This is a genomic window from Streptomyces sp. NPDC041135 (assembly GCF_055592085.1).
In genome coordinates, this window is record NZ_JBVIYZ010000033.1 from 25,470 (window position 1) to 40,826 (window position 15,357).

Here is a 15,357-nt window from a genome sequence, read left to right on the forward strand (position 1 = left end):
GCACCTAGCTTCGACGCTGGCGGTGGGCCGGTCGACGCAGACGAGAGACACATGTCGTTCTGCCGACCGGAAGGAGACCACCGTCATGGCAGACGAGCAGACCCCCGAGACCCCCGAGCCGGTCACCTTCAACATCGCCGACGCTACCGACGAGCAGCTGCTCGCCGAGTACGGGCGCGTCCGCACCGCCGGAGCCGAACTGTCCGCCCAGACGGACGCCGACCCGACCGAGCTCTCCGGCCTTGCCACGCAGCTCCAGGAGCTGTCCGCCGCGATCGCCGAGCGCAAGACCCGCGCCGAGGCCACGCAGGCCGCCCGCGACGCGTTCGCCGCCGCGCCCGAGCTCACCATCCCGGCACAGGTCATCCCCCAGACCACGCCGGAGATCAAGGTCGAAATCGGCAGCGACATCAACGTGACAGAGGCAGTTCAGGCCGCCGTTACCGCTGCGGTTCCGTCCGTCTCCCAGATGGCTGCCCAGACCACCCTCCCCCAGGTCCCGGCGCCCAAGGACAACGGCACCACCATCACCGCCCACGTCCTCCCCTCCGCCGCCGGCTTCGTCCGCAAGAACGCCGGCGACGCGTTCAGCGGCGTCACCGAGATCTCCAACGCCCTCATCCAGAACGCCCAGTCGTTCGGGTCCAAGGGCGCGCCCGGAACCCGGCAGGCCATCGCCCAGTTCCGCCGCAAGCGAGACGACGCACTCGTCATCGACACCCTCGACGGCAACGAGACCATGGGCATCCTCCGCCACGCCCGCGACGAGAAGCGCCTCTACGGCGGCTCCCTCGCCAAGGCCTGGCAGCACTCCATCGACACCGGCGCCTCGTCCCTGACGGCCGCCGCCGGCTGGTGCGCCCCGTCCCAGAACGACTACGACCTCTGCCGGAACTGGTCCGCTGGCGTCGGCACCCTCGACCTGCCGACCGTCACGGTCACCCGCGGTGGCATCAACTACACCGACGAGCCGATCTTCCCCGACATCTACGCGAACGCAGTCGCGGCCGGCGGCGGCTCGAACTTCCTCACCGAGGCGCAGGTCATCGCCGACACCGCGAAGACCTGCTCGGAGATCCCCTGCCCGACGTTCGAGAACCGGCGCCTGGACGTCATGGCGCTCTGCATCCGCGTCAGCTTCCTCCAGGCCGCGGGCTTCCCCGAGGTCGTCAACGCCTGGCAGGACGGCCTCCTCGCCGCCCACGAGGCGGAGATGAACCGGCTCATCATCGCCGACCTCCTCACCCGCGCCGGTGCGGCCACCACGTTCGCCAGCCCCGACCCGGATGGCGACAGCTTCACGTCCTCCCTCCTGGCCGCCGCCGAGCTTGCGGCCGAGGACATCCGCTACCGCTTCCACATGGCGTGGAACGCCACCGTGGAGATCGCCCTGCCGCACTGGGTCCTCCCGCAGATCCGGGCCGACCTCTCCCGCCGCAACGGCGTGAACCTGCTCCAGGTCTCCGACTCCGAGATCGCCTCGATGTTCTCGGTCCGCGGCGTGCGCATCCAGTTCGTCCGCGGCTGGCAGGACGGCCTCATCACCGGCGGCGCCCTCAACGCCACGTACCCCGGTGGCGACGCGGCCACCCCGTTCATGACCGCCCTGCCGTCCAGCGTCAGCTTCCTCGCGTGGCCGGCCGGATCGGTCGCGGTGGCCCGTCAGGACGTGGTCACCCTGACCAACGTCTACGACGCGGCGTCGCTCGCGCAGAACGAGTTCACGAGCCTGTTCGCGGAGGAGGGCTTCGCGCCCATCTACCCGTGCCCCGGCCAGCGCCTCTACACGGTCACCGGCTGCGTCGGCGGTCTGACGGGCGCCGCGGCGATCAACTGCACCGACGACACCCCGTAACCCTCCCCTGATCCGGCGCCCCCGCTCGTCGTCCCTGTGGCGGGGGCGCCCCCAGGAGCAAGGAAGGAGGGACCATGGCAGTACTTCAGCCCAACCGTGAGCTGATTGCGCCGCCGCCCACGCAGCGCGTCCGCTACGGCCTGTTCAGCGCAGCTGCGGTCGTGCCCATGTCCGACCGGATGCTGGGCAACGGCTTGCAGTTCTACGCCGATCACTGCGGCGAGTTCACCGAGCTGTACAACCAGGAGTGTGGCGTCGACTCTCCGGTCAAGACGCCGAACGAGGGCACCGAGCTCATGGGCACGGACCCTTACTGGCTGGAGACTCGGCTGCGCTGCGGCACGGTCGGCCGGACCGCCGAGGAGATCAGGTCCGCTGCTCAAGGTCGCTTGACGGCTGCTGAGCAGCGTCGCGTCGAAGACGTGCTGTGGAACGGGATTGCCACTCAGCCGGACGTCCTCAACCTGGTCAACAACGCCGGAACAACGATCGTCACTCCCCTGGCGCCCGGTGCTGGGGCCGCGATCTCCGCCCTGGAGAACGCGTTCTACCAGATGACGGGGTACGTCGGCACCATCCACGTCAACACGCAGGCAGAAGGCGCCCTGGAGTACGCGGGGTTCCTCAACCCGGAGGCCGGTGTCCTGCGCACGCGCAAGGGCTCTGCGGTCTCCCTGGGCGACGGGTACGGCATCAACGGCCCTGCCGACGTTGCGCCCGCAGCGGGCTTCGTGTGGGCGTTCATGACCGCGTACACGACCGTGTGGCGGTCCACTGACGACCAGATCCCTCAGCCCGACCCGCGGCGCGCCATGGACCGCACCCTCAATCAGTGGGACGTGGTCTCGGAGCGCGTCTACGCCGCAGCGTGGGCATGCCCCGAGGTGTTCGCCGTACAGGTGCCGATCGCGGCTCCCGCGACGGCCGCAACTTTGGCGGTGCCGGCATGAGCAGGATGAAGGACTGGGCAGTCGTCGTACCGGCTGCCGGTGAAGTGGAGGCGACAGCGGTGGCGCTACTCGCGCTGGCGGACAGCCCCGCGGACGTCCGCACTGACGGGAACGGCAGCGAGTTCCTCGTTCCGCCGTACCTGGCCGATCGCTACAACGAGAGCACGCGCCCGAAGCCGCGGCGCCGCGCGAAGAAGGAAGAGGGTGACGAGTAATGGCTGTCGAGTGTGTTCGGCTGTCGCGCGGCAAGAGGGTGCGCATCACGAAGCTGAACGAGTGTGGGGCGGTGGTGAACGGGGCGAACTCGACCCTGACTGCCGAGGCGCTCGTGACGGGAACTTTCACCCCGAACTATGCCGACGCGCAGGAGATCTCGATCCTCAACGCCAACGGCGACGAGTGCATCTCTGACCGGTCGGCCGTGTCGCTCCGTTGGATCGACATCTCGCTGAACGTGTGCACGTGGGATCCGACGATGATCAACCTGATCACCGGCGACCCGCTCGTCCTCGACAACGCCGCCACCCCGAACATGGTCGGCTGGTCCATCGACACCGACGTCACGGGCAGCGCGAACTTCGGCCTGGAGATCTGGTCTGGGATCGCTGGCCAGTCCTGTGACCCGGCCGGGAACACGAAGTACCAGTACTGGCTGCTTCCCTGGGTCCGGGACGCCCAGTGGGGCGAGTGGCTGCCGGCGCAGAACGACGGCATCACCGCCACGTGGACGGCGCGGGCTGTGACGGGTGGGTCCTGGGGTGTCGGCCCGTACGACGACGTCCTCCGGGACGCGGTGACGCCGGCGACTCTGACGGCGCTGACGACGCCGATCGGGGACACGGAGGTGCTGCGGTCGATCACGACGTCGGCGCCGCTGCCGACGGCCGTGTGTGGCGCGACGGTGCTTCCCGTTCCGTAACCGAGCCGGGTTCCTGGCCGACGGCTCCCGGCCAGGAACCCACTCTCCGTAGGGACCGAGGATGACTACTGCCCTTTACACCCCGGGCCCCTGCGAGTGGCCCATCGACACAACCTGCTGCCCCGACTGGGACACCTACCCGGAGGAAGTCCGCACGCGTGCGACGACGTTCGCCACGTCGATCCTCTACGCGCTCACAGGCCGCCAGTTCGCCCAGTGCCCTGTGAACTACCGGCCGTGCGGCCCGAAGTGCGGGTCCGGTCCGGGCTACATGTCGTGGCCCGTTGGAACCCCCGGGGTGTCCGCTGGCGGCGGCCCGTGGATGCTGCCGTACGTGGACGCTGGCGTGTGGCGGAACTGCGGTTGCTCGGGCGGCTGCTCCTGTGCCGCGGCGTGCGAGGTTCCGTTCCCGACATCCGTGGCTTCAGTCGCTTCGGTCACTGTCGACGGCGCCGAGCTGGACCCGACGGCGTACCGGCTCGACTCCTGGCGCGGCATTCCGCGGCTGGTCCGCATCGACGGGGAGTGCTGGCCGCAGTGCCAGGACATGTCCCTGGGGCCGGACGAGGTAGGGGCGTTCACGATCGTCTACCAGCCCGGTCGGCCGCTCCCGCTGGCTGGGCAGATCGCGGCGGGCGAGTACGCATGCGAGATCGCTAAGGCCTGCACGGGTGCCGACTGTGCGCTGCCGCAGCAGATGGCGTCCCTGTCCCGTAACGGCGTGGACATTGAGGTCGTCGACCCGACCACGGTCGCCGAGGACGGCCTGACGGGACTGCCGAACGTGGACCTGTGGATCAGGTCCGTAAACCCCGCGCGCCGCGCCCAGCGATCGCGCGTGGCTTCAGTGGACACGTACAGGGGACGGTTCTCATGACGAAGGCGCTCGAGCTCGCGCAGATCCTCCTCGGCTGCCTGGAGAACGCTTTGCAGGCGCCGCATCCGTGGCCTGTCTCCTCGGATCGGGTGATGCTGCGCGCGGGCGAGCAGGTCATCCCCCTCGCCTCCACGATGGGCGACGAATGCTGCGCCGGCCTCGGCTACGTCCGGATCGCCAACATCTCAGGCGCCCGCGACCTTCGCGACCCGCTCGTACAGTCCGGCTGCTTCTCCGCCGAGCGGATCCTGACGCTCGAGCTCGGCGTGTACCGATGCATTCCCACTCCGGCCGCTGACCAGATCATCACCGCCGCCCAGTGGGACGAGGCCGCACTGAAGCTGGACGCCGACCAAGGCGCCATGGAGAAGGCCGTCTGCTGCGCCTTCAACGATCCCACCGACAGCCTGCGGATCGGCACCGTAGTGGTCGGCGCGTACGAACCCGTCGGCCCGGATGCGAACTGCATCGGTGGCCGCATGACCGTGAACATCCAGATGGAGGCGTGCTGCTGATGGCCACGAAGAAGACCCCTACGGCCCGTCTGCGGGTGCGGACCAGCTTCGATGGGTTCCGCCAGGGCGAGGAGCACGAAGGCCCCCTGGAAGGCCCGGTGCTGGGCTGGATTGAGCTGGGGCTGATGGAGGTGATTGCGGGTGGCGAGACTCAGGCTCGACCGGGCAGCGCTGAACCGGACGTTCCGGGCGACGAGTCGGAGTGAGGGCGAGATCGCTGCCCGGCAAGTCGTGGCGCGGGCGAAGGTGCTGGCCCCCGTGGACACGGGCCGACTCCGGGCGTCGATCCGGGTGGAGCGCCGGTCGATCCTGGGCCTCCGGCAGCGGTGGACGGTCGGCTCCGATGTCGAGTACGCCCCGATGGTCAACGACGGCACTCGGCCGCACGTGATCCGGCCACGTCGAGCGAAGGCCCTGAAGTTCAAGGTCGGCGGCCGGACCGTGTACGCCAAAGTCGTGCACCACCCGGGCACGCGTGCCCACCCGTTCCTCGACCGCGCTCTCGCTGATGTCGCGCGCGCACGTGGATACAGCATCACCCAGCGATAGGCTGTTGCTATGGACGACGACAAGACGATCGAGAACACCACTTACAAGCTGACGATCGCCGACAAAGAGTACGAGTTCGGCGAGCCCGACCCCGAGCTCCTGGAGCGCATGGTCCTGGTCAACCACATGAACGCCGGCGGTCTCCTCACCATGGAGGCGGTCACGAAGTGGCTGGCCTCGGCGGCCGGACCGGTGACGTGGGCCCAGATCATGAAGCGGTTCGTCAACGGCGAGGTGACCGTCGAGCACCTGATGGGAGCGGTGGGCGATCTCGTGAAGCTCGTGACCGGAAAGCAGGTAGCCGCCGCAGATGCGGAGTGATCTGTCTCCTCTTGCGCGAGGGCCGGTTCCGATAGTGATCGGAGGCCAGGGCTTCGAGTTGGCATGGCGTCCTGCTGCGGAATGGACCACCGTGCACGCGGAGATGGACGTGATTCGCCTCCTGTCGGAGGAGGACCGGTCCGCCATCGGCCGGATGCTCGTCGACGGCACCGTGACACCTGACAACGTTGTCGCTGCCGCGCATAACGTGCTGGAGGCCGTGACCGGACGCCGCTGGTGGGAAGGCCAACGCCTCCTCCTCATGTCCACCCAGCCCGACGCCCTCGGCCACCTCACCCTGGCCGGCGTCGACCCGTGGCAGCGATCTGCCTACGAGTGGTGCGCCGCCACCTATGCCCTGTACACGCGGAACGCCGACGAGAAGGAACGCCTCCGCTTTGACTTCCAGCTCTCCCTACCGCCCAAGGGCTACGAGGACGCCTGGGGTGACAGCGGAGGCGATGACCCCGAGGCCGTAGAGCAGGCCCTGGCCGGATGGAGTGGAAGGTAGCGATGGCCAATCAGGCTGAGGTCGACCTCGTCGTCAACGCCGCAGGGGCGCTTCCGGATCTCGAACGGCAGCTGACGCACATCATCGACGCCCTGGAGGCGGGTGCCGACGAGATCGACGTCCAGGCGTCGCTGGGCGTGGCTCAGGCAGTCGACACGATGACGGCCCAGCTCGACCAGGCGATCGCTGCTGTCGACCGCACGGACCCGACGATCGACGTCGATGCGGCACTCGACCTGCGGCAGTCGCTCACCAACTTGCGCGAGGACGTCGACGTCGTCGTCCGCGACGTGAACGCTGGCGTCGATCCCCTGTCGCTCTCGGCGAACCTGGACCTTGCCGATTCCCTCCGAGACATCACGCGCGATGTGCAGTTCATCGTGCAGGACGTCGAGCGGAGCCAGGAGATCCAGCTACAGGTGGAGCTGGACGAGGAGCGAATCAGGCACTTCCGAGAGCAGATCGACGGGCTCGAGGGCTCGACGCGGAACCTGAACCTTCGGGGCGGCCGGGCGCTCGGAATGTTCGGTACAGCTCTGGCAGGTATCACGGTGGCCGGTGGCCAGGCCGTCAACGCGCTCGCCGCCGTGGCCGCCGCCGTGGAGCAGGTCGGCCCTGCCGCAGCTGTCGCCACGTCCGGGATCCTGACGATCCAGCTGGCCACGAACACGCTCAAGCTGGCGATGGTCGGCGTCTCGGACGCCATCCAGGACGCGTTCGACCCGAAGGTCAAGCCGGAGGATCTGGCCAAGGAGATCGAGGGGCTTGCCCCGGAGGCGCAGAAGTTCGTCCAGCAGCTCGTATCCATGCGCGGCCAGCTCCAGGACATCCAGCAGGAGGTCCAGAACAGGGTGTTCGCGGGGCTCAGCACGGACCTGAAGTCGCTTGGGGACACGCTTGGTCCGGTCATCACGCCGGCGCTGAACCGCAGCGCGGACTCGCTGAATGCCATGGCGCGGGGCGCCGCTGCGGCTGCTGTACAGATGGGCAAGGAAGGGGTCCTCGGGCAGGCGCTCACGGGCGCGAACACGGCCCTGGAGACCCTGGAGAAGGTGCCCGCCCGTGCCGTGAAGTCGTTCAGCTTCCTCGCTGCCGCCTCGTCGCCGGCGCTGAACCGCATCGCGACCGCCGTCGACAAGGTGTCGCTGAACATCCAGAACAAGCTCGAGCGCGCCTTCAAGTCGGGGGAGCTGGAGAAGGCCATCGACCAGGCGGTCGCAACGATAGGCCAGCTGGGACGGTCTCTGGGGAACTTCGGAGCCGGCTTCCGGAACATCATCAACGGGATTGAGCAGAACGGGCAGGGCCTGTTCGACATCCTGGAGCAGGTCTCCCAGGCGTTTGAGGACGTCACCGCCACGAAGGGCTTCCAGCAGGGCCTGCGCGCCCTGTCGGACACGGCCCGGGTCGTTACGGCCACGGTACTGCCGCTGCTGTCACAGGCTCTTCAAGCGCTCGGGCCGATCCTGGAGGCACTGGCTAAGCCGGTTCAGCTGCTCGTCCAGTCGCTCGGCGGCGCACTGAGCAAGGTCATCACTGCTCTCGGGCCGGTCCTTGAATCGCTCGCCACGGCCATCGGGAAGCTCGTCCCGGTCTTCACCCCGCTGATCGACCTTCTCGGGACGTTGATCTCGGCGATCCTGCCGATCCTGATCCCGCTCTTTGATGCCCTCGGCACCGCCTTCGAGGCGGTCGCGCCTTTCGTGCAGGTACTGGCCGACACCATCGGTGCTGTCCTGAAGCCGATCCTGGAGAGCCTCGGCCCGATCGTGACAGCGTTCATGACCCCCTTCGTCTCGCTCTACCAGGCCGTTTTCCCCAAGTTGACCGAGATCCTGTTGGAGTTGCAGCCGACCCTCATTCAGCTCGGGGAGGCGCTCGGCCAGGTACTGGAGGCTGCCGCTCCCGTCCTTCAGGCGTTCATCGACACGTCGATCGCTATCGTCGACAAGCTCCTGCCGCCGATTCAGCCTCTCATTGACGTTCTGCTTTTCCTGGCGGAGACGGCACTGAAGGGTGTCGCCACCGTGCTGACCGAGTTTGTCGTGCCAGCCCTTCAGGTCGTAACGGACCTCTTCAACGGGGACTACCAGTCCGCAGTCATCAAGTCGCAGGCCATCACGCAGGGCTTCAAGGATGCTGCGGTAGCAGCGTTCCTGGAGCTGCGGAACCAGATCAATCAGGCCATGGTCAACGCCATGGCGTCGATCCAGCAGTTCGTGCAGAACCTGGAGGTCCAGTTCGTTATGGCCGTCCAGCGCAAGGTGGACGAGGTGGTGCAGAACTTCCGGGATCTGCGGGATCAGGCAGCTCAGGCGCTGGCCGATCTGCCGGGCCGCATGTTCTCGATCGGCGTCGACATCATCAACGGACTCACCGGGGGCCTTCTCTCCCAGCTGGGCGGCCTCATCAGCACCGCCCAGAGCATTGCGGATTCGATCTCGTCCACCATCTCCAGCGCGCTCGACATCCATTCCCCGTCCCGCGTAACGCGCGAGCTGGGCAAAAACGTGGTTGAGGGCCTGGTCGCAGGCATGCTGGACAAAAGGAAGGTACTGGCCGAAACCTCCGAAGCCATGGCCAAAATCGTGGAGAAAACATTCAACCCCAGCAGGGGATTCTCCAGCGTCGCCCGAGACGCCATGCCGACCTTCACCGGTAAGGGCACTTCGGTACTCAACGTCTACATCGGTAACCAGTTGATCAAGCAGATCGTGAACGATCAGTTCAAGTCCTTGGTCGACCAGCGTGACCGAACTCTTGCCCAGGGGGTACGCATCTGATGGCCACCCACATTCTCGTGCCCATCAACTTCGCTGTCTTCGGGGCCGATCAGGTCTTCGTGCAGCGCGGCCTTTCGGCTACCGGCCCGTGGACCACGGTGGGGACTACCACGCTGGTCGACGGAGACGGCTTCTTCTACGACAACACGGCACCGTTCGACACCTCTGTCTGGTACCGCATCCAGGACACCGACGGCTCCGTTTTCGCGACCATCCTCGGACCCTTCTCCCTGGCGTCCTCAGGGAACGTCGTCCTGTCGGATCCTCTGCGGCCTTGGGCAGACATCGAGTTCGGGTTCTGCGACACGGCCGAACAGCTCACCACGCAGGCCTGCGCACCCGGCGGAATCGAGTTCGTGTGGTCCCGCTTCGGAGGCCGCACCCGCAGAGCTGACGTTGGGCTCTTCGACCGGCTCGACTCGGAGACACCAGCTGACGTTTGGGCCCGTCGCAAGAACCTCGACGGTTCCGCCACCGTACTGACCAAGACACTCGACGCGGCCCAAAGGATGTACGAACTGCTCACTGCCGGCGGGCCGCTCTACCTGCGGGCGCCGGCCGAGTACGGCCATGCGGACGCGTTCATCCAGCCCGGCGACGTGGCCGACGACTACCTCTCCGAGAGCGTCGACCAACGGCTTCCGCACCGGATTTGGACCATTCCCTACACCCTGGTGGACCGGCCGACCGGCATGCAGCAAGGCGCCGCCTGCGCTACGTGGTGCGCTGTTGCCGAGGCCTTCCCCACCTACGCCGCCCTCACTGCCACTGGCGACACCTGGGCAGAAGTCGCAGCCGGCACCACTGTGTGCCCGTAAGGAGTCGCATGCTCACCGCCACACCGCTGTACCGGCAGATCCTCCGGGGCCCCCACAAGCGGGCGTTTACCGTTGACGTCACCGACATCGACGGCGTCGTGCGCGCCTCCGGACTGGTGCCCTTCGACGGTGAGGTACAGGCTTCGCTGACGCAGCGCGTGACCCGGTCGGCGTCCTTCACCCTGGACGATTCCTGGTACCCCGCTACTGCCGACGACGCGTTGTCCCCGGAGTTCGCTGTGGTGCACATCCGGGCCGGGATCGACTACGGCAACGGCCTGACCGAGCTGTTCCCAGTGTTCACGGGCCGGGTCGACACGGTCAGGCGTAACCCGGAAGGGTCCGTGTCCTTCTCCTGCTACGACCTGGCGCAGGACGTGATCGGTTTCGGGTTCGAGCAGCCACGGACGACGTCGTCCGCCACAACTCTGGCCGAGCTACGCAGCCTGATCCTCGAGGCCCTGCCCCAGGCAGAATTCGGCACCGACACGGTAACCGATACCCCGACGCCGGTGCTGACGTGGGACGACGACCGCGGGCAGGCCCTTGACGACCTGGCCCAGTCGGTCGGTGGCCGCTGGTACGCGCTGGGCGACGGCACCTTCGTTGTCCGGGACTTCAGCTACACCGAAGGAACCGTGGCCGCCACCTACGCCGACGGGCCCCAAGGAGTGGTCACCTCGGCCACGATCGCCCGCTCCCGTGCCGGCGCCTACAACTCGGTGGTCGTGGTCTCGGAGAGGCAGGACGGCACCGACCCGGTCAGGATGCCAGCCCGTGTCACTTCTCCTACGGATCCGCTGTTCTTCGGCGGCCGGTACGGGCGGGTGTCGCAGGTCATCAAGGTGCAGACGCCGCTGACGGTGACGCAGGCGCAGACGATGGCGCAGACGCAGTTGCAGGCCTCGGGGGCGCTTCGGGAGCAGTGGACCGTGGAGATGGTTCCCGACATGACGCTCGAGCCGGGAGACACGGTGAGCTTGGGCTACCGGGGGCGGACGGCCACGCAGATCGTGGATCAGGTGACGTACCCGCTGGACAACCAGACAGTGATGCAGGTGCAGTGCCGTGCCGGGATCCCGGCGCAGTAAGGGGACGACATGGACACGACGCTGAATTACGGCTGGCCCTATCCGGAGTGCGATCCGCCGCTGGCGGAGGACGCCGCGCTTATCGGACAGCTGGGGACGCTGGCCTGGGCTATCGACGACACAGTCGGTGACATTGCCGCCAGGGCCCAGACACAGCTCATCGCCCCGCAGCACGCCCGCGTATCGCAGACCGCCGATGTCGCCGCCACGGACGTTCTCGTCACGGCCGTGTTCAACTCCACGCAGTTCGACCAGGGAGGCCTGGTCAACGGGTCCTTCAACATTGTGGTGAACGAGGCAGCCTGGTGGCTGATCGGCGGATATGCCACCACCACGTCTGCTACCGCCATGAACACCCGCCTGCGGTTCACCGTGGACGGGATGGCCGTCTCGTCGTGGACCGATCAGGCTGGCGTCTACAACACCACCGGCCAGCATCCGTACGGAACTGTCCTGCTCCAGCTGACGGCTGGCCAGGTGCTGGGCATGGAGGTCACCCACAACGCTGCGGCCGGCACGAGCTGGACCCATCGCGAGTTCCTGTGGGCGCTGAAGGTGCTGGCCTCATGACCAACATGACGAACATCCTGGCCGCCGCCAAGGGCGGACCGTGGTCCCAGGTACGCACCGGGACCGTGTCGTCGTTCACGACCAATCAGGCGGTCGTGTCGGTCGGCGGATCGACCTTCACCGCCGCCTACCTGAAGGGCACGACGCTGACTGTCGGAGCCCTTGTCGCGGTCCTGCGTACTGACGCGTCCTGGCTCGTCCTCGGCGTGCTGGCCGGCGTCGGCGACAACCTGATCACCAACCCGTCGTTCGAGAACTCGGCTCCGGGCACGTTCCCTACGGGCTGGTTCCAGGCCAACACCAGTAGCACGGCCGTCATCACCACGGAGACGACCGCAGGGGCTCCGGATGGCGACCAGGTGGCACGGGTCTCTGGCGTGGCGGTGGGCACGACGTCGTACCTCTACTCGAACCCGATCCAGGTCACGACCGGCGATCAGTTCGCCTTGTCCGCCTTCGCGGGTGGCGACTATCAGCCGGGTGACGTGCAGGGCGCGGACGCGGCCGTGGTCGCCTTGTGGTTCGCCAACGACACGAACCTCTACCCGACGACGTCGTCGCCCGACACGGTCGTCTCGACCGCCACGGACATCGTGCAGGCGCCCCCGTACACAACGCTCGGGGGAACTGTCACGGCGCCCGTAACAGGCTTCATGCGGGTTGCGCTGCGCTCCACCACCCAGGACTCCCAGGTCATTCGCTGGGACGCCGTTGTCGCAAGGAGAAGCTAATGGGGACCACAGCCCGGGGCTACACGTATCCGACATACGCCGCAGCCAACAACTTCCCGGCTCAGCTTCAGACGCTGGCCACGAACGTGGACACGGACGTCACGGCGGTTGCGACGGGAATTGTTTCCGCCTTCGAAGAGCCCAGTGTGCGGCTGTCCAAGTCGGTTTCACAGGCCGTAGCCAACAACACGAACACGACGATCACCTGGGGAACAGAGGACTTCGACACCAACAACATGGCCAACCTGGCCGTCGACAACACCCGTATCCAGCTCCAGACGGCAGGAACCTACCTTCTGTCCGGACACGTGAACATGGCCCCAGCGGCGGCCGGCAGCGTAGCTGTCATTCTCACGTCTTCGGCTGGCGCATCCCCGAATCCCGTCGGAGTGAGCAAGGCCCTCGACAACGACAAGAACACCAACCTGTCGTGGACCGTGCTGCACCGCACCACGTCAGTGCCCGACAACCTCACGGTTTTTGTCCGGCAGAACTCGGGCGGCTCCATCAATGCCGTATCCGGATCCTTCACGGCCACGAAGGTGAGCAACTAATGCCGAGTACTCCCCGCGGCTACCCCTATCCGGCCGCCGGTGACCCGACCGACATTCCCGGGGACATCGAACGCTTCGCCACAGCCGTAGACACCGACGTCAAGTTCGTCGATGGGATTGCCGGCCCCAGGGCCATGGCTCAATTCGTGGGCACCATCAGCAACGTCGTGCCAGGAACGGCCACGAGCGGCTTGCTCACGTGGCAGCTCACGGACTTCAACACGCTGATCCGCCATCCACTGGACATCACTCTCACCCCCAGCGAGCCGGCGTTCCAGCCGGTAACCGGCGTGAACACGACGTTGCTGCATGCCAACCGCTTCGGCATCTACCAGGTCATGGCGCAGGTACAGCTGCAGAGCACGACGTCCGGGTCGGGTATCGACATGTTGGGCGTGGAGCTCGTCGACTGGACCGGAGGGGTCATCGCCCGGGACACGACCCATGACGTCACCTTCACGGCCGACACCACTCGAATGATCGACGTTTCTGCTCTCGTCCGAATTCCCAATCCAGGCGTCTCGGGGGGTAACGGAATTTCCCTGCGTGCTGTCGTCGGCCGTTCTTCGGGCGCCGCGTCGGCCACCTTCGGGCGCCGGTCCATCACGTTCCTTCGAATGAACAGGTTTTGATCATGAAGAAGTACTTGTTCGACCTCGCGTACACCGTCGTCGGCGCGTTCGCCCTGACGCTGGCGGCCCTGGCCGCAGCGGCGGAACCGTTCGACGTGCTCACCTTCGACTGGGGCACGGCCCTCACGGTCGCTGGTTCGGCTGCCACGCTGACGCTGCTCCACGGGGTGGCCGCGCGGTTCCAGGGCGACCCCGATCGGGCCAGATTCGGCAAGCCCAGCAGCTGACGCTAGGCCGGAGGCTCGGGCAGCCGGGCCACGAACGTGCCGATCCCGGGTTCCATGTACGCCAAGCCCGCGGCCCGCAGCTCCTTCAGGACGCGGGTCGCGGTCACCCGGCTGATGCCGGTCTCCTGGATGATCTCGTGCACCGACGGCAGACGGGTACCGGGCGGGTACGTTCCGTCGTCGATCCGCTCCTCCAGGAGCGCGTACACCTGCCGCCACCTGGGGATATCCGGCATCCAGTCCATGCCGGGGACGGTAGGACCGCCACGTCGTCTAGGCGACATCAGACCACCTAGTCCACCCATCCCCCCTATGACACCTATAACAGCGCGTGTACTGTGAGCTACACGACAGACCCCCGCGACCGTGCGACCGGTCCGGGGGTACGGACGACACCCTCGGGAGGTCTCGTCATGGCCGACACTACCCGGCCGCCGCAGGCCCGTACAGGCGCCAAGACGTCGGGGTACTGCCAGCTCGACTATGGGCACCAGTACTGCTCGCCCGGGCCTGTAATGGCCGACGGGGTGGAAGTGCTGCCCCGGTCCTGCTTCTGCCCCTGCCACGAGGGGACGACACGGTGAAGCGATGCCACCGCTGCGGGTATCCCATCGTCGGCGAGGCCCTCGAGGACACGCCGGAGTCGGTGTCCGGCGCCCGGCCCACGCTGTACTGGCATGTGACGCCCGCGGACTGCGCCGAGGCGAAAGAGCAGCGGATGGCGTCTCCGTTGCAGCGGCGCCTGCGCCGCGCTTGATCTCCTGCTCGCCCGTGGTCACGGCGGACCATGGGCGAGCAGGGTGCTGCCCCGGCCGGCTAGCTTCCGGCCGGGGCTTTCTTGGGTACTAGCAGGTCGGGGAGCTGAATGTGGAGCTCGTGGGCGATGAGGACCAGGTCGGAGAAGGTGGGATCTCGTTCTCCTCGCTCGTAGCGCTGGACGCTGCGGCGTTCCTTTCCGATGTGGTCGGCTAGCTGGTCTTGCGATAAGCCCGCTTCCTTGCGGTAGCGGGCGATGTTCTCTCCCAGCTGCCTGCGCTGGTCGATGACCCAGTCAGGCAGAGGGGCTCTTCGTGTCGGCACGATCACACGGTTTAGGTAGCGATCATCCCGAGTCAGTACCCAAGTGGCCGCTTCTCGGGTGTGCGGGTCGAGTCGTACCCCAGGGCGTTTCCACTGTGAAGACGTGAGCGGATGTTCCAGCAGGTCAAGTCACCTGGAGCGTTCCGGAATCCTTCCGGTGAGAGGCCAGATTCCGGAATCTTTCCGCAGTTTCACGTGACGCCTTGTGACACTTTGAGACGGCACGATACGGGCTCAGGTGCAGGTCAGAGGCCTTGCAGACCCCTCACCAGGTCAGACGCTCTCCGCCTGGAACATCCAACTCTGATGTTCCGGACTAACCGCTGACCTGCCACAACTTGCTCTGAGCGGGCCGGGATTCCGGGATCCTTCCG

The 15,357-nt window shown here is 66.9% G+C and carries 20 protein-coding genes; 18 read left to right on the plus strand and 2 right to left on the minus strand.

Annotated features, from left to right (window positions below):
• Positions 1 to 85 precede the first annotated feature (85 nt).
• The 18 genes from ACZ6CZ_RS34645 to ACZ6CZ_RS34730 all read left to right on the plus strand — a co-directional run bounded on the left by ACZ6CZ_RS34645 (position 86) and on the right by ACZ6CZ_RS34730 (position 13,903).
• Positions 86 to 1,855, plus strand: a complete 1,770-nt coding sequence (locus tag ACZ6CZ_RS34645) for a major capsid protein (RefSeq protein WP_467185686.1) — start codon at positions 86 to 88, stop codon at positions 1,853 to 1,855.
• A 74-nt stretch (positions 1,856 to 1,929) separates the two neighbouring features.
• Positions 1,930 to 2,805: a hypothetical protein gene (locus ACZ6CZ_RS34650; protein ID WP_467185685.1), complete on the plus strand. Its 876-nt coding sequence runs from the start codon at positions 1,930 to 1,932 to the stop codon at positions 2,803 to 2,805.
• A complete protein-coding gene (locus tag ACZ6CZ_RS34655) occupies positions 2,802 to 3,020 on the plus strand; it encodes a hypothetical protein (protein ID WP_467185684.1) in 219 nt (72 codons plus the stop codon). The genes ACZ6CZ_RS34650 and ACZ6CZ_RS34655 overlap by 4 nt, the downstream gene beginning before the upstream one ends.
• Positions 3,020 to 3,724: a hypothetical protein gene (locus tag ACZ6CZ_RS34660; protein WP_467185683.1), complete on the plus strand. Its 705-nt coding sequence runs from the start codon at positions 3,020 to 3,022 to the stop codon at positions 3,722 to 3,724. Before ACZ6CZ_RS34655 ends, ACZ6CZ_RS34660 begins: the two co-directional genes overlap by 1 nt.
• A gap of 418 nt (positions 3,725 to 4,142) precedes the next feature.
• Positions 4,143 to 4,601 (plus strand): hypothetical protein, encoded by a 459-nt coding sequence (locus ACZ6CZ_RS34665; RefSeq protein ID WP_467185682.1) that lies wholly within the window; start codon positions 4,143 to 4,145, stop codon positions 4,599 to 4,601.
• Positions 4,598 to 5,116 (plus strand): hypothetical protein, encoded by a 519-nt coding sequence (locus tag ACZ6CZ_RS34670; protein ID WP_467185681.1) that lies wholly within the window; start codon positions 4,598 to 4,600, stop codon positions 5,114 to 5,116. Before ACZ6CZ_RS34665 ends, ACZ6CZ_RS34670 begins: the two co-directional genes overlap by 4 nt.
• Complete coding sequence (locus tag ACZ6CZ_RS34675) at positions 5,116 to 5,322, plus strand: hypothetical protein (protein WP_467185680.1); 207 nt, start codon at positions 5,116 to 5,118, stop codon at positions 5,320 to 5,322. Before ACZ6CZ_RS34670 ends, ACZ6CZ_RS34675 begins: the two co-directional genes overlap by 1 nt.
• Entirely contained in the window at positions 5,258 to 5,665 is a 408-nt protein-coding gene (locus tag ACZ6CZ_RS34680; protein ID WP_467185679.1) for an HK97 gp10 family phage protein, read from the plus strand. The genes ACZ6CZ_RS34675 and ACZ6CZ_RS34680 overlap by 65 nt, the downstream gene beginning before the upstream one ends.
• Before the next feature lie 9 nt (positions 5,666 to 5,674).
• Positions 5,675 to 5,986, plus strand: coding sequence for a hypothetical protein (locus ACZ6CZ_RS34685; protein ID WP_467185678.1), 312 nt, complete (start codon positions 5,675 to 5,677; stop codon positions 5,984 to 5,986).
• Between the two features lie 103 nt (positions 5,987 to 6,089).
• Positions 6,090 to 6,497, plus strand: coding sequence for a hypothetical protein (locus ACZ6CZ_RS34690; RefSeq protein WP_469029397.1), 408 nt, complete (start codon positions 6,090 to 6,092; stop codon positions 6,495 to 6,497).
• 2 nt (positions 6,498 to 6,499) lie between these two features.
• A complete protein-coding gene (locus ACZ6CZ_RS34695; protein WP_467185676.1) occupies positions 6,500 to 9,280 on the plus strand; it encodes a phage tail protein in 2,781 nt (926 codons plus the stop codon).
• Complete coding sequence (locus ACZ6CZ_RS34700) at positions 9,280 to 10,098, plus strand: hypothetical protein (RefSeq protein ID WP_467185675.1); 819 nt, start codon at positions 9,280 to 9,282, stop codon at positions 10,096 to 10,098. Before ACZ6CZ_RS34695 ends, ACZ6CZ_RS34700 begins: the two co-directional genes overlap by 1 nt.
• A gap of 8 nt (positions 10,099 to 10,106) precedes the next feature.
• Positions 10,107 to 11,189 (plus strand): DUF5047 domain-containing protein, encoded by a 1,083-nt coding sequence (locus ACZ6CZ_RS34705; RefSeq protein ID WP_467185674.1) that lies wholly within the window; start codon positions 10,107 to 10,109, stop codon positions 11,187 to 11,189.
• Positions 11,190 to 11,198: 9 nt separating this feature from the next.
• Entirely contained in the window at positions 11,199 to 11,759 is a 561-nt protein-coding gene (locus tag ACZ6CZ_RS34710; RefSeq protein ID WP_467185673.1) for a hypothetical protein, read from the plus strand.
• Entirely contained in the window at positions 11,756 to 12,490 is a 735-nt protein-coding gene (locus ACZ6CZ_RS34715) for a hypothetical protein (protein WP_467185672.1), read from the plus strand. The genes ACZ6CZ_RS34710 and ACZ6CZ_RS34715 overlap by 4 nt, the downstream gene beginning before the upstream one ends.
• The gene (locus ACZ6CZ_RS34720; RefSeq protein WP_467185671.1) at positions 12,490 to 13,044 is read left to right on the plus strand and encodes a hypothetical protein; all 555 of its coding nucleotides are present in this window, start codon (positions 12,490 to 12,492) and stop codon (positions 13,042 to 13,044) included. Before ACZ6CZ_RS34715 ends, ACZ6CZ_RS34720 begins: the two co-directional genes overlap by 1 nt.
• Complete coding sequence (locus ACZ6CZ_RS34725; RefSeq protein WP_467185670.1) at positions 13,044 to 13,676, plus strand: hypothetical protein; 633 nt, start codon at positions 13,044 to 13,046, stop codon at positions 13,674 to 13,676. Before ACZ6CZ_RS34720 ends, ACZ6CZ_RS34725 begins: the two co-directional genes overlap by 1 nt.
• 2 nt (positions 13,677 to 13,678) lie before the next feature.
• Positions 13,679 to 13,903, plus strand: coding sequence for a hypothetical protein (locus tag ACZ6CZ_RS34730; RefSeq protein ID WP_467185669.1), 225 nt, complete (start codon positions 13,679 to 13,681; stop codon positions 13,901 to 13,903).
• A 2-nt stretch (positions 13,904 to 13,905) separates the two neighbouring features.
• Here the strand turns inward: ACZ6CZ_RS34730 and ACZ6CZ_RS34735 are convergent, their stop codons facing one another.
• Together ACZ6CZ_RS34735 and ACZ6CZ_RS34740 are read right to left on the minus strand one after the other, a co-directional pair.
• On the minus strand, positions 13,906 to 14,148 hold the full coding sequence (locus ACZ6CZ_RS34735; RefSeq protein ID WP_467185668.1) for a winged helix-turn-helix domain-containing protein: 243 nt from the start codon (positions 14,146 to 14,148) through the stop codon (positions 13,906 to 13,908).
• A 571-nt stretch (positions 14,149 to 14,719) separates the two neighbouring features.
• Positions 14,720 to 14,989, minus strand: coding sequence for a helix-turn-helix domain-containing protein (locus tag ACZ6CZ_RS34740; RefSeq protein WP_467185667.1), 270 nt, complete (start codon positions 14,987 to 14,989; stop codon positions 14,720 to 14,722).
• Positions 14,990 to 15,357 lie beyond the last annotated feature (368 nt).